22 protein-coding genes are annotated in these 21,372 nt (G+C 64.0%); 9 read left to right on the forward strand and 13 right to left on the reverse strand.

From position 1 onward, the window contains the following. Window positions 1-2: 2 nt before the first annotated feature. Window positions 3-908: a recombination-associated protein RdgC gene (gene rdgC / locus EGJ68_RS01350; RefSeq protein ID WP_123032770.1), complete on the reverse strand. Its 906-nt coding sequence runs from the start codon at window positions 906-908 to the stop codon at window positions 3-5. 113 nt (window positions 909-1,021) lie between these two features. Then, window positions 1,022-1,294, reverse strand: coding sequence for a hypothetical protein (locus tag EGJ68_RS01355; protein ID WP_158283449.1), 273 nt, complete (start codon window positions 1,292-1,294; stop codon window positions 1,022-1,024). Between the two features lie 212 nt (window positions 1,295-1,506). On the opposite strand from EGJ68_RS01355, the gene EGJ68_RS01360 reads away from it, so the two are divergent. Beyond that, window positions 1,507-1,947, forward strand: a complete 441-nt coding sequence (locus tag EGJ68_RS01360) for a VOC family protein (protein WP_123032772.1) — start codon at window positions 1,507-1,509, stop codon at window positions 1,945-1,947. A 17-nt stretch (window positions 1,948-1,964) separates the two neighbouring features. Here EGJ68_RS01360 and EGJ68_RS01365 read toward each other — a convergent pair whose 3' ends face one another. Then, window positions 1,965-2,666, reverse strand: a complete 702-nt coding sequence (locus EGJ68_RS01365) for a glutamine amidotransferase-related protein (protein ID WP_123032773.1) — start codon at window positions 2,664-2,666, stop codon at window positions 1,965-1,967. A 120-nt stretch (window positions 2,667-2,786) separates the two neighbouring features. Here EGJ68_RS01365 and EGJ68_RS01370 point away from each other — a divergent pair, with 120 nt between their 5' ends. Genes EGJ68_RS01370 through EGJ68_RS01380 form a run of 3 tightly spaced genes read left to right on the forward strand, consistent with a single transcriptional unit; the run spans window position 2,787 to window position 6,727 of the window. Next, the gene (locus tag EGJ68_RS01370) at window positions 2,787-3,374 is read left to right on the forward strand and encodes a phosphatase PAP2 family protein (protein ID WP_199227892.1); all 588 of its coding nucleotides are present in this window, start codon (window positions 2,787-2,789) and stop codon (window positions 3,372-3,374) included. Then, complete coding sequence (locus EGJ68_RS01375; protein WP_123032774.1) at window positions 3,374-4,447, forward strand: MJ1255/VC2487 family glycosyltransferase; 1,074 nt, start codon at window positions 3,374-3,376, stop codon at window positions 4,445-4,447. The genes EGJ68_RS01370 and EGJ68_RS01375 overlap by 1 nt, the downstream gene beginning before the upstream one ends. A 33-nt stretch (window positions 4,448-4,480) precedes the next feature. Continuing rightward, on the forward strand, window positions 4,481-6,727 hold the full coding sequence (locus EGJ68_RS01380; RefSeq protein WP_233248637.1) for a tetratricopeptide repeat protein: 2,247 nt from the start codon (window positions 4,481-4,483) through the stop codon (window positions 6,725-6,727). An 18-nt stretch (window positions 6,728-6,745) separates the two neighbouring features. On the opposite strand, the gene EGJ68_RS01385 is transcribed toward EGJ68_RS01380, so the two are convergent. The 4 genes from EGJ68_RS01385 to EGJ68_RS01400 form a co-directional block, all read right to left on the reverse strand. Beyond that, the gene (locus EGJ68_RS01385) at window positions 6,746-7,336 is read right to left on the reverse strand and encodes a YceI family protein (protein ID WP_123032775.1); all 591 of its coding nucleotides are present in this window, start codon (window positions 7,334-7,336) and stop codon (window positions 6,746-6,748) included. Window positions 7,337-7,432: 96 nt separating this feature from the next. Next, window positions 7,433-9,328, reverse strand: a complete 1,896-nt coding sequence (gene parE, locus EGJ68_RS01390) for a DNA topoisomerase IV subunit B (RefSeq protein WP_123032776.1) — start codon at window positions 9,326-9,328, stop codon at window positions 7,433-7,435. Window positions 9,329-9,411: 83 nt separating this feature from the next. Further along, on the reverse strand, window positions 9,412-10,251 hold the full coding sequence (cpdA, locus tag EGJ68_RS01395; RefSeq protein WP_123033978.1) for a 3',5'-cyclic-AMP phosphodiesterase: 840 nt from the start codon (window positions 10,249-10,251) through the stop codon (window positions 9,412-9,414). A 5-nt stretch (window positions 10,252-10,256) separates the two neighbouring features. After that, window positions 10,257-10,721, reverse strand: a complete 465-nt coding sequence (locus EGJ68_RS01400) for a DUF1249 domain-containing protein (protein ID WP_123032777.1) — start codon at window positions 10,719-10,721, stop codon at window positions 10,257-10,259. Between the two features lie 203 nt (window positions 10,722-10,924). Between EGJ68_RS01400 and EGJ68_RS01405 the strand changes: the two genes are divergently transcribed. Further along, a complete protein-coding gene (locus EGJ68_RS01405) occupies window positions 10,925-12,346 on the forward strand; it encodes a TolC family outer membrane protein (RefSeq protein ID WP_123032778.1) in 1,422 nt (473 codons plus the stop codon). A 37-nt stretch (window positions 12,347-12,383) separates the two neighbouring features. After that, window positions 12,384-13,001: a class I SAM-dependent methyltransferase gene (locus EGJ68_RS01410; RefSeq protein ID WP_123032779.1), complete on the forward strand. Its 618-nt coding sequence runs from the start codon at window positions 12,384-12,386 to the stop codon at window positions 12,999-13,001. 6 nt (window positions 13,002-13,007) lie between these two features. On the opposite strand, the gene EGJ68_RS01415 is transcribed toward EGJ68_RS01410, so the two are convergent. From EGJ68_RS01415 to EGJ68_RS01425, 3 genes are read right to left on the reverse strand one after another with little or no spacing between them, the layout of a single operon-like run. Further along, the gene (locus EGJ68_RS01415; protein ID WP_123032780.1) at window positions 13,008-14,084 is read right to left on the reverse strand and encodes a prenyltransferase/squalene oxidase repeat-containing protein; all 1,077 of its coding nucleotides are present in this window, start codon (window positions 14,082-14,084) and stop codon (window positions 13,008-13,010) included. Next, a complete protein-coding gene (locus tag EGJ68_RS01420; RefSeq protein ID WP_123032781.1) occupies window positions 14,081-14,797 on the reverse strand; it encodes a class I SAM-dependent methyltransferase in 717 nt (238 codons plus the stop codon). The genes EGJ68_RS01415 and EGJ68_RS01420 overlap by 4 nt, the downstream gene beginning before the upstream one ends. After that, window positions 14,784-16,085 (reverse strand): glycosyltransferase family 4 protein, encoded by a 1,302-nt coding sequence (locus EGJ68_RS01425; protein ID WP_123032782.1) that lies wholly within the window; start codon window positions 16,083-16,085, stop codon window positions 14,784-14,786. The genes EGJ68_RS01420 and EGJ68_RS01425 overlap by 14 nt, the downstream gene beginning before the upstream one ends. A 231-nt stretch (window positions 16,086-16,316) precedes the next feature. On the opposite strand from EGJ68_RS01425, the gene rfbA reads away from it, so the two are divergent. Genes rfbA through EGJ68_RS01440 form a run of 3 tightly spaced genes read left to right on the forward strand, consistent with a single transcriptional unit; the run spans window position 16,317 to window position 18,572 of the window. Continuing rightward, window positions 16,317-17,222 carry a glucose-1-phosphate thymidylyltransferase RfbA gene (gene rfbA / locus EGJ68_RS01430; RefSeq protein ID WP_123032783.1) on the forward strand — a complete coding sequence of 302 codons (906 nt, stop codon included), beginning with the start codon at window positions 16,317-16,319 and terminating at the stop codon, window positions 17,220-17,222. Then, entirely contained in the window at window positions 17,212-17,760 is a 549-nt protein-coding gene (gene rfbC / locus EGJ68_RS01435; RefSeq protein WP_123032784.1) for a dTDP-4-dehydrorhamnose 3,5-epimerase, read from the forward strand. Before rfbA ends, rfbC begins: the two co-directional genes overlap by 11 nt. A gap of 35 nt (window positions 17,761-17,795) precedes the next feature. Beyond that, window positions 17,796-18,572 (forward strand): SDR family NAD(P)-dependent oxidoreductase, encoded by a 777-nt coding sequence (locus tag EGJ68_RS01440; RefSeq protein WP_123032785.1) that lies wholly within the window; start codon window positions 17,796-17,798, stop codon window positions 18,570-18,572. 4 nt (window positions 18,573-18,576) lie between these two features. Here the strand turns inward: EGJ68_RS01440 and rfbB are convergent, their stop codons facing one another. The 3 genes from rfbB to EGJ68_RS01455 are packed head-to-tail and all read right to left on the reverse strand — an operon-like array spanning window position 18,577 to window position 21,360. Beyond that, complete coding sequence (gene rfbB, locus EGJ68_RS01445; RefSeq protein WP_123032786.1) at window positions 18,577-19,644, reverse strand: dTDP-glucose 4,6-dehydratase; 1,068 nt, start codon at window positions 19,642-19,644, stop codon at window positions 18,577-18,579. Further along, window positions 19,637-20,518, reverse strand: a complete 882-nt coding sequence (rfbD, locus tag EGJ68_RS01450) for a dTDP-4-dehydrorhamnose reductase (RefSeq protein WP_199227893.1) — start codon at window positions 20,516-20,518, stop codon at window positions 19,637-19,639. The genes rfbB and rfbD overlap by 8 nt, the downstream gene beginning before the upstream one ends. Next, complete coding sequence (locus tag EGJ68_RS01455; protein WP_199227894.1) at window positions 20,515-21,360, reverse strand: alpha/beta hydrolase; 846 nt, start codon at window positions 21,358-21,360, stop codon at window positions 20,515-20,517. Before EGJ68_RS01455 ends, rfbD begins: the two co-directional genes overlap by 4 nt. Window positions 21,361-21,372: the final 12 nt, after the last annotated feature.

Genomic DNA, 21,372 nt, shown 5'->3' on the forward strand with positions numbered 1-21,372 from the left:
CGTTACTCCATTTCTCCACCGAACAGGTCTATGACCCGCTCCTGCAGACGGGTTACCAGGTCCGACATCAGCGCAAAATCCGCATCCAGGCGCGCAGCGTGATCCGCTTCCGGCAGATCTTCGTTTTCCTTCAGCAACTCATCCGAGAATTTCAGGCGCCGCAGACAGAGGTCCTCTGCCAGTACCAGCGATACCCGCTCCTCCCAGCTGAGCGCGAGGCGCGCCACCTGCTTGCCGGCATTGAGGTGAGTCTCCACCTCTTCACCCAGCAAATCAACGCCGCGACAGCGCACTACGCCGCCTTCATCGCCGGGCTCGCGCAGTTCGCACTCTTCCCCCAGCGCGAAATCCTGAGGCAGGCTCTGGTGGGCCAGCCACGCCGTCATGCTGGCGGTTGGCGCATTGTTGACCTGTGGCAGCACCACCGGGAAGCTGCCGATGCACTCGCGCAGCAGGTTCAGGAACTCCTCGGCGCGGGCCGCGCTGGTGGCATCGACAAACACCCAGTTGGCGCGCGTATCGATGTAGGCGTAGAGATACGCAGAACGGGTGAAGGCGCGCGGCAGGCAATCGAGAACAATCTCGTCCTGCAGCGTCAAACGTTCCTTGCGGTACACCTTGCGCCCCTGGTCGTCTTCAATCGCCGCGACCTTCTCCGCCAGTTGTTCGCGCACTACAGTGGACGGCAGCAGACGCTCCTCGCGACGCAAGCGCAACAGGAAACGGCCGTCAACCGGATGCACCAGTGCTTCTGTCTCACCACCCAATGCCGGCACCCAGCCCAGGGATACCGGCTGGGTAGCCGCACAGTGCTGGAAGAGGCGCTGTGCCAACTGGGTTTCGAGTTGCTCGGCTGCAAGGGAAAAAGGCGTTGTGAGGCGATATGCCCGCACGTTTTTGAACCACATAAGATACTCCGCTGGGGGCCGCCGGTCGCGGCGGTGAAAAAGGCGGATTGTACCTCAAGGAGTGCGGCGGTATGGCCTTTGCTAGCTGCAAGGCGGTGGTCGGTCAATCGCGACTAGTGCTCCAAATCGCTGTGACAGAGCATTAACATGTGATTGTAGTGATCAAGGGTGTATCCGTGGAGAGTTTGGATGTCGCCAAAATCCGGGTACTGCACATGGATGGCCCGGCTCTCCCCATCGTAGACAAGCGCGGTGGGATGGCCTCTTTCGAGTTGTAACAACTGCCAGGGCAGAAGGACTGCAGCATCAGTGGGTACACGGAAAATACTGCCTTCATTCATGCGCGCTTCGCCACTGAAAGGTATCGCTCGATTTCGATCATTCATGCCACGTATCCTCTTCCAGCATTACCGCTTCAGATCCATTTTTCCGCTGGATTTTTTCCTCAACTTGCACACTACTTAAATGCAACATCTGTGAGAAGTGAGGCCTTACCAAACGTTACGGAGTTCAGTGGCTCGCTGAACAGCCTCTTTACGGCTGACTTGCAGCTGTGGACTGACACCCATAAAGTACGCCTCACACTAAGGAGAACCACATGCAATACCTGCACACCATGGTCCGCGCCAGCGACCTGGACGCTTCGCTGGACTTTTACTGCGACAAGCTGGGGCTGGTGGAAGTGAACCGCTACGACAGCGAGGGCGGGCGCTTCACCCTAGTCTACCTGGCCGCTCCGGGCGATGTCGAGCACGCCAGCACCGCGAGCAGTCCGTTGCTGGAAATCACCTGGAACTGGGACCCGGAAAGCTACAGTGGCGGCCGCAACTTCGGCCACCTGGCGTACCGCGTGGAGGATATCTACGCCCTCTGCCAGCGCCTGCTGGACGCGGGCGTCACCATCAACCGCCCGCCGCGCGATGGCCACATGGCCTTTATCCGCTCCCCGGATGGTATTTCCGTTGAGCTGCTACAGGCCGGAGACAGCCTGCCGGCCGCCGAGCCCTGGGCCTCCATGCCCAATACGGGCACCTGGTAGCCCCGCGGGGTGCAGGCTTACTTGCGCAGAAACGCGAGTATCCAGCGCCCAACGCGCTCCGCTTCGGCGTCTTCCGCCAGCGAAGCCATGCCGCGAGTGTAGGCCTCTTCACCAATGCGCTCACGGCGAAATTGCATCACCTCCTGCGCATATCCCGGCACGAACTCGGGGTGCCCCTGGAACGTGAGTATGTGCTCACCTACCTGGCAGACAGCATTTTCACAGAACTCGCTGCCGGCCAGCACGTCGGCGCCCAGAGCAGGGCTCACCACCTGATCCTGATGGCTGACCAGAATGGCAAACGCGGCAGCCCCCTGGTCGTGCCAGGCAGGCAGCTGCTGGAACCGGTGCTGGTGGATACCCACACCCCAACCCTTGGGTGATTTTTCCGTTTTGCCGCCCAGCGCCTGCGCCACCAACTGGTGACCAAAACAGATACCCACCAGCTTTTTCCGCCGGGCGTGCAGCTCCCGCACGAAATCCAGCAGGCGGGCAATCCAGGGGTCAGTGTCGTACACGCTGCTTTTGCTGCCGGTAATCAAGTAGCCGTCCACTTCGTCGATATCCTGCGGGTAAACGCCTTCCTGCACATCGTACACGCGAAACTCGATGGCCGGATCGAGCCGACCCAGCAAGGCGATGAACATATCGGGGTATTCCCCGAAATCCGGCACCCACTCTGGCCTTACCGCGTCGGTCTTCAAAATTCCCAGTTTCACCCTGCGCTTCCTGTATTACCCAACGGCTGAAACGAGCATGGTAGGAGAGCCCCCGTCCACTGTAAATTATTAATGCTCAGCCGCCCTGCGGAATTCTTAAGCGGCGGGGCCGACAAATTCATGAAACCGTCACACCGCTGTCATGCGGTTGCCATGCGGCAGCGCAACACTGGGCCCATGAAGCTGCTCAATGCCATGCACAGGCTCGACCTTCACCTGCTCACCCGCATTTTTCCCCAGGGTGAGCGGCGCACGGTGCGCCCTCTCGCGCGTGCGCTCTCTCGCTCCGGAGACGGCTACCTGCACGTGCTGGTGCCGATGCTGCTGTGGCTGCTCAACGCTCCCTACGCCGAGGGTTTCGCCACAGCGCTGGCTGTGGCCCTTGCGGCGGAACGCACACTCTACTGGACCCTGAAAAACAGCCTGCGCCGGCCGCGGCCGCAAGTTGCCGTTCCGGGTTTCCGCAGCCTGATCACGGCATCCGATCAGTTCAGCTTTCCCTCTGGGCATACTTCAGCGGCCTTCCTGCTGGCGACGATGCTTACCCTGTTCTATGGCGGCCCCTTCGCAGTGGTGTTCGCCTGGGCCTGCGGCGTGGCGATGTCACGGGTTCTGCTCGGCGTGCATTTTCCCGGTGATACCGCCGCGGGAGCGATCATGGGCGCGGGCTCGGCACTGCTCACCGCAGGATTGCTGGGGCTGGCCTGATGCGCATACTCTACGGCGTGCAAGCGACCGGTAACGGCCATATCAGCCGGGCACGGGCAATGGCCGAGGCGTTTCGCGGGCTGGATGTTGACGTGGTCTGGCTGTTTTCCGGGCGCGCGCCGGAGCAGCTCTTCGACATGGCGCCGTTCGGCAATTACCTGCACCGGCGCGGCCTGACCTTCGCCACCGAAGACGGCAGAGTTCGCTACCGGCGCACGGCAAGCCAGAACAACCTGCTGCAGTTCCGGCGGGATATACGCACACTGCCCCTGCAGGGTTTTGATCTGGTGGTCACCGACTTCGAGCCTATCGCAGCGCGCGCCGGGCGCAGAGCGGGCATACCCACCATCGGCATTGGCCACCAGTACGCCTTTGGCGGGGCCACGCCCACCCCGGCGGGGCATTGGCTGGCCCGACGGATCATGCAGTATTTCGCGCCCGTGGACAGGGGCATTGGCCTGCACTGGCACCCGTATGCCAGCAACGTGCTGCCACCCATCCTCGACTTGCCCGCACTCGACACCCGGCCACAGGAGCATGTCGTCGTCTATCTGCCCTTCGAGGACGCGCAGCGCGTGATTGACGTACTGCAACAGCTGCCAAGGCAGCGTTTCGAACTATTCGGGCCAGGCTTGCCGGAGGCCACATTCGGCAACGTAAAGCAGCACCCGGCGCGGGTTGCCACCTTCAAGCAGGCGCTGGCGAGTTGCGCGGGCGTTATCTGCAACAGCGGCTTCGAACTGGTGAGTGAGTGTCTGCATTGGCGCAAGCCGGTGCTCACACGGCCCCTGCAAGGGCAACTGGAGCAGCTGGCCAACGCCATGGCCCTGCGCCAACTCGGCTACGCCAGCGTGGCAGAGGAGCTGACGCCCGCCGCATTGCGCACCTGGCTGGCCCGACCGACACCACCGCCAACACTACATTACCCGGATGTCGCGGCGGTTCTGGCCCGCTGGCTGGCGGACGGCGCGAGCGGTGAAACAGGCTCGCTGCAGCGCCAGTTGTGGGGGCGCACATTGCAGCCACGGGAAAACTCGCGCCCCATACTTGGGAATCAGCCGGCCATGGGTTAGCCTGACGCCTCTTCAGGTCGAGGTATTCACACCGTGCTGCGCACACTCTTTATCTTCTGGCTGGCACTCGCCGCGCAGGTTCACGCGTCCGTTGATTTTGTCGGCGGTGAAAGTTGCACCAGCTGCCATGCGCAAGAGCACGCGCTGTGGCAGGGATCACACCACGACCTGGCGATGACCACGCCAACGCAGGACACGGTGCTGGGCGACTTCGACGAGGCCACCTTCACCCACCGCGACGTTACCACCACATTCTTCCGCGAGGGTGACCAATGGCTGATCCGCACGGCAGGTGAAGACGGCAAACTGGCCGATTTTCCGGTGCGCTACACCTTCGGTATCTATCCACTGCAGCAATACCTGCTGCCGCTCTCCCGTGGACGCTTACAGGCCTTTGAAATTGCCTGGGATACGCGCCCGGCGGCAGAGGGCGGGCAGCGCTGGTTTCACCTGAATCCGGAAGAGATCACCGATCACACAGACCCGCTGCACTGGACCGGACCCTACATGAACTGGAACACGCGCTGCGCCGAGTGCCACAGCACCGAGGTGGAAAAGCGCTACGACGCTGCCACACGCAGCTTCGATACCCGCTTCAGCGCGGTAGACGTGAGCTGTGAGGCCTGCCACGGCCCCGGAGAAGCGCACCTTAGGCTGCTGGAAAACGGCGGCGCCGCGGAAGTCGAGGGGGCCGGTTTCCCGCTTTCGCTGGGCCAGCGGGGCGACTGGGCCTTCAAAGACGGTGCCGCCATCGCCAGCCGGCTGGAACCGCTGGAGGCAAACACGCAAATCGACAGCTGTGGCCGCTGCCATTCACGGCGCGGCACCCTGGGGGAATACCACTACGGCAAGCCGCTGCTGGACACCCACCGACTGGCGCTGCCGGAAAGTCCGCTTTACCATCACGATGGGCAAATACGTGACGAAGTCTTTGTGTACGGCTCCTGGGTGCAGAGCAAAATGCATCAGGCCGGGGTGGTCTGCAGCAACTGCCACGAGCCCCACAGCCTGCAGCTGCGGGCCCCCGGTAATGGGGTCTGTGCGCAGTGTCACCAGGCGGCAGTCTACGACCAGCCGGCGCACCACCGTCACCCACAGGCCTCCAGCGGTGCGGCCTGTGCCAACTGCCACATGCCGGAAACCACCTACATGGTGGTGGACCCGCGTCGCGACCACAGCATGCGCATTCCGCGGCCCGATCTGAGCGTGACCATGGGCGTGCCCAATGCCTGCAACCAGTGTCATACCGACAAGGACGCCAACTGGGCGCTGGCCGCGGTGCGCGACTGGGGCGTGAACTTCACCGACTCCAGCTCCCACCCCGCACGCGCCCTGCAGCGATTGCATGAAGGCCAGGTGCAGGCCGTGCCTGATGTGGAGCAGCTGGCGGCGGACGGCAGCACAACCCCCATCATGCGCGCGACGGCCTTGACCGCCTTGGGACAGGCGGGTGTTGCGCCTGCGCCCGAAGCACAGGCACTGCTGCAATCCAGCGAACCCCTGCTGCGTCTGGGCGCGGTGCGCCGCCTCGCCAACCAGCCACTGCAACAACGCTATGGTCTGCTGCAGCCGCTGGTGAACGACAGCGTCACGAGTGTGCGCATGGCCGTCGCCGAGAGCCTCGCACAGGTGCCCCTGGCACAGCTGGCAGAGCCCGATGCCGAGGCGTTGCGCCAGCTGTTTGCTGAGTACAGCGCCATCCAGGCGGAGCACGCCGACATGCCCGGTGTTCAGCTGCAGCTGGGCATGTTCCTGCTCAACCGCGGCGACCTGCCAGCCGCTGAAAAGGCCTACCGCGAGGCGCTGCACCTGAATCCACAGCTACTGCCGGCACGCCTGAACCTCGCCGACCTGCTGCGCCTGCTGCAGCGCGAGGACGAGGCGCGCAGCGAATTGCAGACGGCGCTGGCCATTGCGCCGGATAACGCTGCGGCACTGCACGCTCTGGGGCTACTGGAAACCCGCGCGGGCAAGCGGGAGGAGGCCATGGACTACCTGCGGCGGGCGGCTGAACTGGAAGAGCAGGGCACGCGCCATCGCTACGTGTATGCCATCGCCCTGCACGACAGCGGCGAGATAACACAGGCCATTGCCACACTGGAGGCGGTGCAACGCCAGGCGCCGGGCAACGCGGATATCCTGTTGGCGCTGGTCAACTATACCGCCAACAGCGGGGACCTTGAGCGGGCCCGCCACTGGGCAAAGCTGCTGCTGGCCAGCGACCCGGACAACCCCAGTTACCGCGCGCTGCTGAGCCGCCTGGAGGGCACCCGCCAGTAAACGGCAATGCCGGCGGAATCAGCCGCCGGCCGGGGCAAACACCAGGTTGAACGTCACCGGCACGGCGGTGCTGATCGCGTCCAGACCGGCAACCGACTGCAGCGCCTGCACGCCCGCGGCGAGACCGAAGGTCTCGGCATTGATGACCACCGGGCGCGCACTGATTACCCGCAACAAACTGCCCTCGGTACCGGTAACCAGCACCGGCACGGCCAGGCTGGCCTCCTTATCGTGCAGCGTGAGCACCACTTCAATGTCGGTGGATACCACGCCGCCATCAGTCACGATATCCAGTAGTTCCGGGGACACGTTGGCGCTGATATTCGCCGCGGGAAACTGCGCCGTTTTGAACAGCAGCTCGCGCATGCGCTCGTTGCGGATGGGAATCATCGTTTCCACGCTGTCGAGGTCGATGCCCACCTGCACCTGCCCCTCGGCACTGACAAACCCGACCAGCGAGGTAAAGTGATGGCTCTCGGCAATCGCGTCATTCTTGATCGACAGGAAATCCACACTGGACCGGCTGTTGTCCAACTCCCACTGGGCCTGGGCCAGCGTGCTGCCCAACAGCATGGCTGCGGCGAGCAGCCCCTTGCCTATCATCTTCATTGCCTTGCCTCCATCGTCACCGTGAATTCGCTCCAACTATAACGACTTTGAGCGCAAAGTCCGCTGTCAGTTCACATTGCAGAGCTCAATCGGGCGCTAACTGAGAACCGCGATGTCCGCCAGGTCGCCCTTGCTCTCCAGCCAGGCCTTGCGATCACCCGCGCGCTTTTTCGCCAGCAGCATATCGAGCATGCTGTTGGTTTCATCGCCGGCATCGATCACCAGCCGCACCAGACGGCGCGTATCCGGGTCCATGGTGGTTTCGCGCAGCTGCAGCGGGTTCATCTCACCGAGGCCCTTGAAACGCTGTACGTTGACCTTGCCCTTCTTGTTCTCAGCCTGAATGCGATCCAGCACGCCCTGCTTCTCGCTTTCGTCCAGCGCGTAGAACACCTCCTTGCCCACGTCGATGCGGTACAGGGGTGGCATCGCCACAAACACGTGGCCCGCCGTCACCAGAGGGCGGAAATGGCGCACGAACAGGGCGCAGATCAGGGTGGCGATGTGCAGGCCGTCGGAGTCGGCATCCGCGAGGATGCACACCTTGTGATAGCGCAGGCCGGAGAGGTCGTCACTGGCGGGGTCGATGCCCAGAGCAACGGAGATATTGTGTACCTCCTGCGAGGCGAGGATTTCCTGTGAATCCACCTCCCAGGTATTGAGGATCTTGCCGCGCAGCGGCAGGATGGCCTGGAATTCGCGGTTGCGCGCCTGCTTGGCGGAACCACCGGCCGAATCGCCCTCCACCAAGAACAGCTCACCGCGGGTCGGGTCCTCGCCGGAACAGTCTGCCAGCTTGCCCGGCAGGGCCGGGCCCGCGGTGACTTTCTTGCGAGTGACCTTGCGCGCCGTGCGCAGCCGGTTCTGGGCGTTGTTGATGCACAGCTCGGCAATGCGCTCGGCTTCGCCGGTGTGCTGGTTCAGCCACAGGCTGAAGGCGTCCTTGGCCACGCCGGACACAAACGCCGCCGCCTCGCGGGACGACAGCCGCTCCTTGGTCTGGCCGGAGAACTGCGGGTCTTCCAGTTTGACCGACAGCACATAGCAACAGCGATCCCAGATATCGTCAGGCGCCAGGCGCACACCCCGGGGCAGCAGGCTGCGCAGCTCGCAGAACTCGCGCAACGCGTCGAGCAGGCCGGTGCGCAGCCCGTTCACGTGGGTACCGCCCTGCGCGGTGGGAATCAGGTTGACGTAGGACTCGGCCACCACTTCCCCGCCTTCCGGCAGCCATTGCACCGCCCAGTCCGCCGCCGCACTGCGGCCACTGAAGCTGCCGACAAAAGGCTGCTCGGGTACGCAGGGGAAGTCGATGGTGGCGTCGCAGAGGTAGTCGGTCAGGCCGTCTTCGTAATACCACTCGTCGGTCTCGCCCTTCTTTTCATCCCGAAAGGTCACCCGCAGGCCGGGGCAGAGCACAGCCTTGGCGCGCAACACATGCTGCAGCCGCATGACGGAGAAGTTCACCGAGTCGAAGTATTGCGGGTCCGGCGTGAAGTGGATGGCGGTGCCCGTGTTCCGCTTGCCGCAGGTGTCGATCACTTCCAGCTCGCTGGCTTTTTCGCCCCCGGCAAAGGCCATGCGGTAGACGCTGCCGTCGCGGCGAATGGTGACCTCAAGGCGCAGGGAAAGGGCGTTGACCACCGACACCCCGACACCGTGCAGGCCACCGGAGAACTGGTAGTTCTTGTTGGAGAACTTGCCCCCGGCGTGCAGGGTGCTGAGAATCACTTCCACCCCGGGGCGCCCCTGTACCGGGTGAATGTCGACCGGCATGCCGCGGCCGTCGTCACTGACCGTGATGGCGCCGTCGCGGTGCAGGATCACATCGATACGGGTCGCGTGACCGGCCAGGGCCTCGTCGACACTGTTGTCGATGACCTCCTGGGCAAGATGGTTGGGGCGTGTGGTGTCGGTGTACATGCCGGGGCGCTTGCGCACCGGCTCAAGCCCGGTGAGGACTTCAATATCTTCCGCGGTGTAGTTGCTCATGCCTGCCTGTGGTTTCCTGAAACTGCGTTAGTCGAGCCGGCTGCATTGTACCCCAGCGGCAGGGCAGCACGCCCGTTTCCAGCCTAATCCTGCAGATAACCGCCGGAATTCAGGTCCACGGTAAAAGAAACGTCCCAGACGCGGGACACGCCGGATTCAATACGGCCATCGGCATGCAATGCCAGCCAGCGGTAGCCCGGTGGCAGGGTATCGGCCCGGAAGTTGTCGCTGTCGGGGGCAAACTGCACGCAGGTTGACGGCGAGCCGAGCAGGCGCAACCCCCGCCATTCACGATCCACCTCTTGGTGCACATGGCCCCAGAGCACACCGCGCGCCGCGGGGAACTCCGCCAACACCGCAAACAGCGCATCTGCATCGGCGACGCGCTGCTCATCGAGCCACTGGCAGCCGATCGGCTGAGGATGATGGTGCAGGCACACGAGGCTGTACAGGTTCTCATCCGCAGCCAACGCCAGCGCCCGCCGCAACAGCGCCAGCTGCTCTTCACCCAGATAGCCGCCCACTTCGCCCGGCACCTGGGAATCGAGCATCACCAGCTGCCAGCAACCAAAACGGATGTCGTTGCTGAGCAAGGCGCCGCTGGTGTCCACCTCGACCATGCGCGCGCGATCGTCATGGTTGCCCGGCAGCCAGAATTGCGGCGCATCGAAGCGATCAAAATAGCCGCGCAGACGCTGGTAGGCTTCGAGAAAACCGTGGTTGGACATGTCGCCGGTGCCCAGTACCGCATCGACCTGCGGCTGCTCGCGCAGCGCCAGGTCGATCACGGCCTGCAGGGAGTGGTCGGTATCCATGCCCAGCAGCGTCTCACCTGCCTCACGGCACAGGTGGGTATCGGTCAGCTGCAGCAGGCGCACCACGCTACCGGATACGGGCACTACCTGGCGTTTGAGTTCAGCCACTGCCATCAACGCCCGGCATTCTGGCCCGGCGTCGCAGTCGGCAACTGGCCGAGACCATTGGCCTGACAGTGCGCCAGCCAGTCACCGAGGAACTGATTCTGTTGCAGCTTCTCGTCCTGCTGGAACATGTGCGCGTTGGGGTAACTGTAGCGCGCCTGGATGCGGCTCTGGGACTGGAAAGCCCCGACTTCGAGCATGCCCGCATCGTGGTAGGCGCGGACATCAATGACCAGCCGGCGCAGCCAGCGGTCCTCGCCGTGCACCTGGTGCAGGCGAAAAAACGTGGTGTATCGACTGCGCTCCAGCACCTCCAGACGCACCCGCGCCTCGCCGAGCGCAAATTCGCGAACATTGGCCTGCTCATAATCCGGGAACAGGCGCAGCAGGCGCGCGTAGTTGGCCTCACACAGCGCGTGCAGGTGTTTCAGGTCCATTTTAAAAGGGCGCTTGCGAGCCCGCTGCACTGCCATCGACCTTGTCCTGTACCGATAATAGCCCGCCGCAGGCGCACAAGGTGGCGGCGCAGGCCCTTTGAAAACGCCGAGTGTAGCACTTGTCTCCGGGAAAACCGCGAGTATATTACCGCTTTTGCGACCCGGTTAACGCATGCGGTGAGCCGCTCAGGCTGCTACACTCGCACTCGCTATAGCACAGGCAGGACAGAGGATTCAGAATGAGAAAGACAGGAGCCGCATTGCTGGCGCTGACACTCTGCGCGGGTGTCGCTCCCGCCGGGGCGGAGTCCCTGCGCGACATCTACGAGCTGGCACTGGCCAACGATGCGCAATTGAAAGCCGAAGAGGCACAGTACAAAGCCAATCTGGAGACAGAGAACCTCGGCCTGTCGGCACTGTTGCCGCAAGTAAACGCCAACTACAACTATACGGACGTCGATCGCAGCTCCACCGACGAGAGCTTTTCTGTCGACGGCGGCATCGGCGGTGGCCTGGAAACCGTACAGACGATTACCGATATCGAGACCACCCGTGACGGCTACGAAGTCAGCCTCAACCAGGCCCTGTTCGACCTGCCGGCCTGGTTCACCTTCCAGTCGGGCAAGGAATTCACCAAACAGGCTGAGGCGACCTTCGCCGCCAACCAGCAAAACCTGATTGTGCGTGTGGCAGAGGCCTACCTGCTGGTCCTGCGCGCGCAGGACAACCTGGCGGCATCGCGCGCTGCGGAAAAAGCATTCGAGCGTCAGCTGGAGCAAACCCAACAGCGTTTTGAGGTGGGGCTGATCGCCATCACGGACGTGTATGAAGCGCAGGCCGCCCGCGACCTCGCCCAGGTCAACCGCATCGTCGACGAAAACAACGTCTCCGTTGCGCTGGAGCGCCTGTCGGTGCTCACGGGCCGCGCGCACAGTGAACTCGACGTGCTCAGGGACGACTTCGCCGTCAACCCGCCGGTGCCCGCTGATCGCGCTGCCTGGGTGGAGTTTGCCCTGGAAAACAACTTCAGCCTGCAAGCATCACGCTACGCCGAGGAGGCCGCCCGCCAACTGGCCAAGGCCAACAAGATGGAGCACGCGCCGCGATTGAGCGGCAGCTACACCTACTCCGACTACGAGACGGAGGGCGACCTCACCCGCACGCCCGCCACCGGCTTCGAGACCTCACCCGACAGTGAGCTGGACGAGAATGTCTGGCAGATTCGTCTGGATGTGCCGCTCTACAGCGGCGGAGCGGTCAGCGCCAGCCGGCGCCAGGCGGCACAGGAATTCAACGTGGCGCGGGAAAACCGCATCAACCTGGCGCGCACCACCGTCACGGATGCGCGTTCACTGCACATGACGGTTATCAGCGATGTCTCTCGCGTCGCGGCACGCGCTCAGGCCATTGTGTCGTCGAAGAGCGCCCTGGACGCAACCCAGGCCGGCTACGAAGTGGGCACCCGCAACGTGGTCGACGTACTCAATGCGCAGAACACACTGTTCGCCGCCGAGCGCGACTACGCCAACAGCCGCTATGACTACATTCTCAACAGCATGCGGCTCAAGGCCCAGGCTGGCCTGCTGAGCCCGGAGGACGTCTATCGCCTTGACGAATCTCTGGAGTCACCGCCGCCGCCCACAGCCAGCACCACACCCTGAGCGGCAGGAGCAGCGGCACCGCTGCTCCATACCCACCATGCCGGCTCAACTACCCCCCGACATCGACGCCATCAAGGGCTTCCTGCACCCGGACGAAGCCCAGGCACTGTATCGCTGGGCGCAGTCCAGCAGCTCCGCAGGCCCGATTCTGGAAATAGGCAGTTATTGCGGCAAGTCCACGCTGTATTTGGGATTGGCGGCGCACGAAAACGGCAGCACCGTATTCGCGCTGGACCACCACCGCGGCTCAGAAGAGCACCAGCAGGGCGAAATGTTCCACGACCCGGCACTCTATGATGCGGAGATGGCGCAGGTGGACACGTTCCGGGCGTTTCGCCACAACATTGAGCGCGCCGGCCTCAACGACACCGTCGTACCCGTGGTTGCGGGTTCTGCCGCTGCCGCCCGTCACTGGCAAACCCCGCTGGCCATGGTCTTCATTGATGGCGGCCACAGCCTGGATGCGGCGCTCACTGACTACCGTTGCTGGGCCGGGCACATCAAATCCGACGGTATCCTGGCCATTCACGATGTCTACGCGGATGCGGCAAAGGGTGGGCAGGCGCCGCGCGCCATTTACCGGCTGGCACTGCAATCGGGTTTATTCGCGTTGCTTGAGCAGGTTGAAAGCCTGGCTGTGCTGCGCCGGCTCTGAGCCGGCCTACTGATCCCGGCGGGCGCGCGCCGTCATGTCGGCATCATCTGGCACCAGCTGCACGCGGGTGAACAGCTGCGCCGCCGGCGTGTAGCCGGTCAGCGCATCGGCCGCCAGCAGCACCGCCGCCGCGGTCCAGGTCGGTTGCTCATCCGGCCAGAGCAGGTCTTCAACGAACTGATAGCCGGTCCAATAGGCGCCATCGTCAGAGCGCCACTGGTGCAACCAGCTATAAAGCTCTACCGCCCGCGCGTGGTCGCCCGCGGCGAGCAGCGCCATCACCAGCTCACAGGACTCGGCGACCGTGACCCAGGGCTCATCGGAGACACAGCGGCAGCCCAGACCGATGTGCACGAACTCCTCCCAGCGGGCCGCCAGCCGCGCCCGCGCAGGCGCGCCGCTGAGAGCACCGGACAGCACCGGGTAGAACCAGTCCATGGAAAAGCGTGCCTTGCTCTCCCAGCTGCGGTCGAAACGCTCCGGACGCTGGCGCAGTGCGGCGCCAAGCCGGGCTCGCGCCGCAACCCATTCCGGCCGTGGGTCCCCCAGCGTGATTGCCATGTTAATGGCGCACTCCAGGCTCTTGTAGATTGAGCTGCAGCCCGTCACCAGAGCATCGCGCAGCGGCTCACCGGCGGTGTTGACCGCCCAGTCGATGTCGCCGTGGGGGCTCTGTAACGCCAATACGAAGTCCATTGCACCCTGCACCGTGGGCCACATTTCCTGCAGGAAGGCGCGGTCGCCGCTGATCAGGAAGTGATGCCAGACACCGGTCGCTACATAGGCGACAAAATTGGTTTCACGCCGATGGTTGTTGTCTACAACGTCGCCCCGGTAGGCAGCCCACCAGCTCCCGTCGGGCAATTGGCGCGCCGCCAGCCAGCGATAGGCGTGCACAGCGGCCGCGTGTTCACCGCCAATGGAGAGGCCCATCGCGGCTTCCACATGGTCCCAGGGGTCGGTGTAGCCGCCGTCGAACCAGGGAATTTCGCCGCTGGGGCGCTGGCACTTGAGCAAGTACTCGACCGTAGGTCGCAGGAATTCCTGTGGAAACAGACCACGGCTGAGGTACAGGCCACTCACGAACGAGCCTCCGCGCGAAAATAGAACACCTCACTTTTGCCCAGTACCGGGTTCAGCCAGCGTTCCAGCGTGCGGGTGAAGCGGGGCGCTTGCAGCAGGTCCCACACCAGCAGCCGGTGGTATTGCCGCACCAGCCAATGTTGCTCACCCTCGCGCCAGAGCAGGCAGCGCAACCACCAGTAGGGCGCATGCAGGGCATGGGCACCGTGGCGGTGAAAGCCAATGAACCCACCGCGCTCGATTTCAGCCCACAGGGCATGGCGGCGGAAGATACGCAGGTGACCGCCCGGGGTCTGGTGATAACGCGTGCTCAACAGCCAGCACAGACGCTCCGGCCAGCGGCGCGGCACACTGACACAGAGCAGCCCACCCGGCTTCAGCACCCGGCGGATCTCCACCAGTGCGGCGCGATAGTCCGGAATGTGCTCCAGCACCTCAGAGCAGATGACTTTATCGAAACTGGCATCGGCAAAAGGCAGGCAGAGGGCAGAGGCCTGGGTCAGGTGCAGTTGCTTGTCCTCTGCCCCGGGCTCGATAAAGTCGGCGGCGCGGGACTGCGCCGTGCACAGGTCGCCATGCGACAGGTCGACACCCACCGCCTGCACCGGCGCCTCGGCATAGGCGGCGATCACGTGCCGCCCTTCGCCGCAACCCAGGTCCAGCACGCGGTCGCCAGGCTGCAGGGGGAAATAGCCAAAATCAACGGTCTGCATCGGCAATCACTTTGCGGTAATAGGCTTCCATGTCGCGGGCGCAGACGTCCCAACTGAATTGCTCGAGAATGCGCTGGCGCCCCGCGCTGCCCAGGGTGGCACGACGTTGCGGGTCCTGCAGCAGGCTGTCGATGGCCTCGGCCAGCGCCTCGGCATCACGCACCGGCACGAGCACACCGGCATCGCCCACCACTTCCGGCAGCGCGCCGCCGTTAGTGGAGATTACCGGCACACCGCACGCCATGGCCTCGCCGGCGGGGAGGCCAAACCCCTCGTAAATGGAGGGCACCACCGCAATGGCGGCCTCGGCGTAATAGCGCACCATGTCGGCCGTGCTGATGCCGTTGACGCAGCGGATGTGTGCGCTGATCCCAAGGCGTTCAATCAGGCGCTCCGTGCGCCCACCGGGTTCCGGCTTGCTCACCAGCAGCAATTCCAGCTCCGGATAGCGCGGCAGCAGGCGCGCCAGCGCCAGGAGCAGGTAGCGCAGGCCCTTGAGGGGGGCGTCGGCGGAGGACGTGGCCATCAGGCGCAGCGGTTGCCGGGCGACCTCCGGCAACGGTCGAAACTCCTCCGTGTCGATGCCGTTGTGCACCAGAGCGATGCCCGCGGGCTGCAAGCCGAAGTCGCGGGCGATGTCCTGCCGCGAGCAGTCCGACACCGTCACCACGTGGTGCAGTTGCGTAATCACCTTCTGCTGCATGCGCAGGAAAGAGTGCCAACGCCGGATGAGCAAACGCTGATGCCAGCGCCGCGCGGCGGACAGGGCAATACGCAGGTCGCTGGTGATGGGGTGGTGCACCGTGGTCACCAGCGGCAGCCCCATGGCCTGCAAATGCAACATACCGTAGCTCAGGCTCTGGTTGTCGTGAATCAGGTCGTACTCGCCGCGGTGCTCGCGCAGGTACTTCACCACGCGCCGGCCAAACGTGTAGGGTTCGGCGAAGCCGCCGGTCAGCTTGCTCAGCCATTCAATGATGTTGCTCATGGAGCGCAGGTGCCGCGGGCGCAGGGAATACAAGCCGTTTTCGAACAGGTCCAGGCTGGGCAGCTGAATCAGGCGCACGCGCGGGTCGAGCTCGGGGTAAGGCGGGCCGGAGATCACATCCACCGTATGCCCTGCATCCACCAGCGCCTTGCTCAGATACTTGATGTATACCCCCTGACCACCCGCGTGGGGCTTGCTGCGATAGCCCAGCAACGCAATCCGCAGTGGCCGCAGGGCAAGCGCCTCAGGCGGTGGGGAACAGGCGGGGTCGGCGGGCGCAGCTGCCGGGGGACCGCTCACTACTGTGTCTAGCTGCCTGATAACGGCGCCTCTGTCCTGTACCGTTGGAAAGGGGCAGGCACCAGGCCCGCCGTTATCACCGCGGAGAGCGCGGCAACGAGAGGATTCTAGCAGTGTCGCACGGGGGGAGGCCAGTCCCGAACCTGGTGAACGGCACTGATCGCCGCGGCTTGTCGTCAATTGAGCGCGTTTTCCCGTATAATCGCCGCTTTTCAACTGACCGGATCGGGTATGACCGCTTCGCAGTACAAAGGGATAATCCTCGCCGGCGGGTCTGGCACCCGCCTGCACCCACTCACCAGCACCGTCAGCAAGCAGCTGATGCCGGTGTACGACAAACCGATGATCTACTACCCGCTGGCCACGCTGATGCTGGCGGGTATCACGGATATCCTGGTCATCACCACGCCGCGCGATCAGGCGGCCTTCAGCGACCTGCTGGCAGATGGCAGCCAGTGGGGCATCAACATTCAGTACACGGTTCAACCCAGCCCGGACGGCCTGGCTCAGGCATTCCTGCTCGGCGCAGATTTTATCGGTGCCAGCCCCTGTGCGCTGGTGCTCGGCGACAACATTTTCTACGGCGGCGGTTTCACCCAGAGCCTGCGCAATGCCGCCCAGAGCCAGTCGGGGGCCTCGGTATTCGCCTACTACGTGCAGGACCCGGAGCGCTACGGTGTTGTCAGCTTCAACGCCCAGGGGGTCGCCGTGGACATCGAGGAGAAACCCGCGCAGCCACGCTCCCACTACGCCGTGACCGGCCTCTACTTCTACGACAATGCGGTAGTGGATATTGCCCGGGGCATTCGACCTTCGGCCCGTGGCGAGCTGGAAATCACCGACGTCAACAAGGCCTACCTGGCGCGCGGCGATCTGCGGGTAGAAGTGATGAGCCGGGGCACCGCCTGGCTGGATACCGGGACGCACAACTCGCTACTGGATGCGGCCAACTTCATCCGTGTGGTGGAGGAGCGTCAGGGCCTGAAAATCGCCTGCCCCGAGGAGGTTGCCTACCGTATGGGGTACATCAATGCCGACAAACTGCTGGCGCTGGCGGCGCCGCTGGAAAAAAGCGGCTACGGACTCTACCTGAAACAACTGCTGGAACATGACGGGGTATTGGGCAATGACGTTTGAACCCACGCCATTGGCCGGTCTGTACGTGCTGGAACCACGTGTTTTCGGCGATGAACGGGGCTTTTTTCTCGAGAGCTGGAATGCGGCAACCTTTCGCGACGCCGGCCTCGACGTCAGCTTCGTGCAGGACAATCACAGCCGCTCGGCACAGGGTATCCTGCGCGGGCTGCACTACCAGACCGAACAGCCACAGGGCAAACTGGTACGCGTCACCTCCGGCGCGGTGTTTGATGTGGCGGTGGATCTGCGTCGCAGCTCACCGACGCTGGGCCAGTGGTACGGCCTGGAACTGAGTGCCGCCAACCACCGCATGCTCTGGGTGCCCCCGGGGTTTGCCCACGGTTTTTATGTGTTGTCCACGTTTGCCGATTTCCAGTACAAATGCAGCGACTACTACCACCCCGCCAGTGAAGTCTCACTGGCCTGGAACGACCCTGCGCTGGCCATCGAGTGGCCCGTTCCAGCGGGCGAGTCGCCGACATTGTCGGCGAAGGATGCCGCCGGCGAAGCCTGGGGCAACATTCCACTGTTCGACTAGCGAAGGGCCGACACGCACAATCGCGGAGAGCTTATATGCCACAGGATTATTTTCAGCTACAGGGTCAAACCGCACTGGTCACCGGCGCTTCCAGCGGCCTCGGGGCACATTTTGCCCAGGTGTTGTGTGCCGCTGGCGCGCGCGTGGTCCTTGCCGCACGGCGCAGCGACAAGCTCGCGGAACAGGTGGCGGCACTGCAGGCCGCCGGCGGTGACGCAGGCGCCATTACCCTGGATGTCACCCGCCCAGACAGCGTTGCCGGCGCCTTCGCCCAGTTCGAGCAGGAGTGGGGGCAGCTGGATATCCTGATCAATAACGCCGGAGTCGCGAGTGACCCGATCAAGTTCCTCGAAACCGGCGAGCAGGACTGGTATCACATCATCGAAACCAACCTGAACGGCGCCTGGCGTGTTGCGCAGGCAGGGGCGCGCCACATGGTCCGCGGCGCAGCAGGCGGCAGTATCGTCAATATCGGGTCGATCTATGGCCTGCATACGGGTGCGCTTAAAGCCGCGTATAACGTCTCCAAAACCGGTGTCGTGCAGCTCACCAAATCCATGGCCATAGAGCTGTGCCGACAGAACATCAGAGTCAACGCCCTGTGCCCTGGCTGGTTCCTCACCGACATCAACAGTGATTACTTCCAGACCGAGAGTGGCGAGCGCTACATCAAGACCATTCCTGCGCAGCGCCTGGGCACCATGGATGACCTCAGCGTGCCGCTGCTGCTGCTCGCAAGCCGGGCCGCCGGTGGCTACATGAACGGGTCGGTGCTCACCGTTGATGGCGGCCTTGCTGAAAGGCCGATTTGAACACTCAACGCACCAGCAGCGGGCGCCACCAGGCCTCGTTGCCGAGAAACCAGTCAATGGTCCGTTCTATACCGCTCTCGAAGGTCTCCTGCGGCGTATAGCCCAGCTCAGCGCTGATACGGCTGGCGTCGATGGCATAGCGCCAATCGTGGCCCGCGCGGTCTTCGACGAAGTGAATCAGGGAGCGCGCTGCTGCGCCGCGGGCACCCGGCGCGTCGGGGAAGCGCGCCGCGAGCGCCGTATCCGCCGCAAAGCGCTGATCGAGTTGATCGCAAAGCAGCTCCACGATGGCCAGGTTGTGCCACTCGTTATTGCCGCCGATGTTGTAGCTTTCACCCACCGCACCAGACGCAAGTACCAGATCGATGCCACGACAGTGGTCTTCCACGTAGAGCCAGTCGCGGATATTGCTGCCGTCCCCGTAGACGGGTAGCGGGCGACCGCGCAGCACATTGGTCAGGCACAGCGGAATCAGCTTCTCCGGGAAATGCCAGGGGCCGTAGTTGTTCGAGCAGTTGCTGGTGGTTACCTGCAACCCATAGGTGTGGTGATAGGCACGCACCAGGTGATCGGAGGCCGCCTTGCTCGCTGAATAGGGTGAGTTCGGCTGGTACTGCTGCGCCTCGTGGAAGCCGGGGTCAACCGGGTTCAATGAACCGTAGACTTCATCCGTGGATACATGATGGAAGCGGTGCTCGCGGGCCCCGGGGCCGTCCAGCCACACCGAGCGCGCGGTCTTCAGCAGGCTGTGGGTGCCAATGATATTGGTTTCGATAAACGCATCCGGCCCGCTAATGGAGCGATCAACGTGGCTCTCGGCGGCAAAATGCACCAGCGTATCCACACGGTGCGTGCGCAACAGGTCCGCCACCAGGGCCTCATCGCAGATATTGCCGTGCACAAAGTGGAACTGTGCCTGCCCTTCCAGAGCGGCAAGGTTCGCGCGGTTGCCGGCATAGGTCAGTGCATCCAGTGCCACCAGCGCGTCGTCGGGGTAGCGGCGGCGCCAGTAGTGCAGGAAATTGGCGCCAATAAAACCGGCACCGCCGGTCACCAGCAGCGATTTAGGCATCGGCGGACTCCTTCAATGCCTGCAGCATGCTGCGCAGCTGCACCCGCCAGTGAGGGGGCACACGCTGCAGCGCCTCCCAGGTGGACTGCTTGTCCAGTATGCTGCAGGCCGGGCGCCGCGCCGGCGTCGGGTAGGCGCTGGAGGGAATGGGCTGCACGACAGGCTGTTGACGCAACAGGCCCAGAGCAGTCGCTTCCTCGGCAATGGCGACCGCGAAGTCGTACCAGCTGCAGACGCCGGCATCGCTCCAGTGATACACACCCTGCAGCAACGGCTGATCAACAGCGCTCCACAGGGCGGCTGCGAGGCCGCGCGCCCAGGTGGGCGTGCCGACCTGGTCGCACACCACCGACAGGGTGTCTCGCTCGCGCATCAGGCGCAGCATGGTCTTGACGAAATTGCTGCCGTAGCAGGAATAGACCCAACCGGTGCGCACAATCATTGCGCGCGGGTGCGCGCGCTGGACCGCCCGCTCGCCCGCCAGTTTACTGCGGCCATAGGCACCCTGCGGCGCCGGCGGGGCATCCGGCAGGTAGGGATGGCCAGAGTCACCCGCAAACACGAAATCGGTGGATATGTGGATCAGCGCCGTGCCGGTGCTGGCGCAGGCAGCGGCGAGGTGCCCTGGCCCGTCTGCATTGATCGCCCGGGCCAGCGCTTCTTCTTCCTCCGCCCGATCCACGGCGGTGTAAGCGGCGGCATTGAGCACCACATCCGGGCGCAGCTCGCCAAATACCCGGCGCACCGCCTCGGGGTCAGTGATGTCCAGCCCACGGCGGTCCAGCGCCACCACACGCACGCCGGCAGGGGCGGTTGCCTGCAGCTCGCAACCGAGCTGACCCGCGGCGCCGGTAATCAGGGCCGTGGCTGTCACGCCCGCGCTTGCATCCAGGCAGCGAGCTCGGCAAAAACCTGCTCGCGCTCTGGTTCGTTGAAAATTTCGTGGTAGAGCCCGGGATAGAGGCGCAGCGTGACATCATCGGACCCAACCCGTTCACTGATGGCGCTGGAGCCGGAGGGTGCGGTCATCACGTCGGCTTCACCGTGCATGATCAGCAGCGGTAGCGTGATCTCGGGCGCCCGCTCGTTGACTTCGGCCATAGTGGCGAACAGCTCGCGCACCAACCGCGCGCTGACTTTCCCGTGGTGCACCAGTGGGTCTGCCTCATAGGCCGCCACCACCTGCGGGTCGCGGCTGACCTGGCTGGCATCGAGTTTGAGCATGCCGAGTGTAGGCCAGAGCCAGGCCAGCAACCGGTTCAGCCACAACAGGGGGCGCGCAGGCGGCTCGGATACCGCCAGCGCCGGCCCGGAAAGCGCTGCGCCGGCGAAACGCGATTGTGCGTCCAGCAGCAGCCGCGCGGCAATCAAACCACCCAGGCTGTGCCCGAGCAGAAAACACGGCACCCCGGTGTACCAGTCGTCAATCTGACTGCGCAGGGCCAACAGTGGCTGCAGGTAATCGGCAAAGGTGTCCACGTGGGCCCGATGGCCCGCAGAACGCCCGTGGCCCACGTGGTCGGAGGCGACCACGGCGTACCCGCAGCGGGTGAAATGGCCGGCGAAATGCTGGTAACGGCCGCTGTGTTCCCCAAGGCCATGGGCCAGAAGAATCACGCCGCGCGCGGGCCCGTTGGCCCGCCAATGGCGATAGAAGGTACCGTCGTCCAGCTGGCTTTCAGTCACCGGCGGTGGCTGGGGTGTGTGCTCTGGCACAGGAAGTACCGG

Source organism: Haliea alexandrii (assembly GCF_003719295.1).
Classification (GTDB): Bacteria; Pseudomonadota; Gammaproteobacteria; order Pseudomonadales; family Halieaceae; genus Haliea; species Haliea alexandrii.

What these genes read in the sequence shown, in the direction of transcription:
- rfbB (WP_123032786.1), bottom strand. Translation starts at nt 19,644, where the DNA reads ATGCCTAAATCGCTGCTGGTGACCGGCGGTGCCGGTTTTATTGGCGCC.
- rfbC (WP_123032784.1), top strand. Translation starts at nt 17,212, where the DNA reads ATGACGTTTGAACCCACGCCATTGGCCGGTCTGTACGTGCTGGAACCA.
- EGJ68_RS01400 (WP_123032777.1), bottom strand. Translation starts at nt 10,721, where the DNA reads ATGGCAGTGCAGCGGGCTCGCAAGCGCCCTTTTAAAATGGACCTGAAA.
- rfbA (WP_123032783.1), top strand. Translation starts at nt 16,317, where the DNA reads ATGACCGCTTCGCAGTACAAAGGGATAATCCTCGCCGGCGGGTCTGGC.
- EGJ68_RS01360 (WP_123032772.1), top strand. Translation starts at nt 1,507, where the DNA reads ATGCAATACCTGCACACCATGGTCCGCGCCAGCGACCTGGACGCTTCG.
- rdgC (WP_123032770.1), bottom strand. Translation starts at nt 908, where the DNA reads ATGTGGTTCAAAAACGTGCGGGCATATCGCCTCACAACGCCTTTTTCC.
- EGJ68_RS01405 (WP_123032778.1), top strand. Translation starts at nt 10,925, where the DNA reads ATGAGAAAGACAGGAGCCGCATTGCTGGCGCTGACACTCTGCGCGGGT.
- EGJ68_RS01375 (WP_123032774.1), top strand. Translation starts at nt 3,374, where the DNA reads ATGCGCATACTCTACGGCGTGCAAGCGACCGGTAACGGCCATATCAGC.
- parE (WP_123032776.1), bottom strand. Translation starts at nt 9,328, where the DNA reads ATGAGCAACTACACCGCGGAAGATATTGAAGTCCTCACCGGGCTTGAG.
- EGJ68_RS01420 (WP_123032781.1), bottom strand. Translation starts at nt 14,797, where the DNA reads ATGCAGACCGTTGATTTTGGCTATTTCCCCCTGCAGCCTGGCGACCGC.
- EGJ68_RS01440 (WP_123032785.1), top strand. Translation starts at nt 17,796, where the DNA reads ATGCCACAGGATTATTTTCAGCTACAGGGTCAAACCGCACTGGTCACC.
- EGJ68_RS01355 (WP_158283449.1), bottom strand. Translation starts at nt 1,294, where the DNA reads ATGAATGATCGAAATCGAGCGATACCTTTCAGTGGCGAAGCGCGCATG.
- EGJ68_RS01410 (WP_123032779.1), top strand. Translation starts at nt 12,384, where the DNA reads ATGCCGGCTCAACTACCCCCCGACATCGACGCCATCAAGGGCTTCCTG.
- EGJ68_RS01370 (WP_199227892.1), top strand. Translation starts at nt 2,787, where the DNA reads ATGAAACCGTCACACCGCTGTCATGCGGTTGCCATGCGGCAGCGCAAC.
- EGJ68_RS01385 (WP_123032775.1), bottom strand. Translation starts at nt 7,336, where the DNA reads ATGAAGATGATAGGCAAGGGGCTGCTCGCCGCAGCCATGCTGTTGGGC.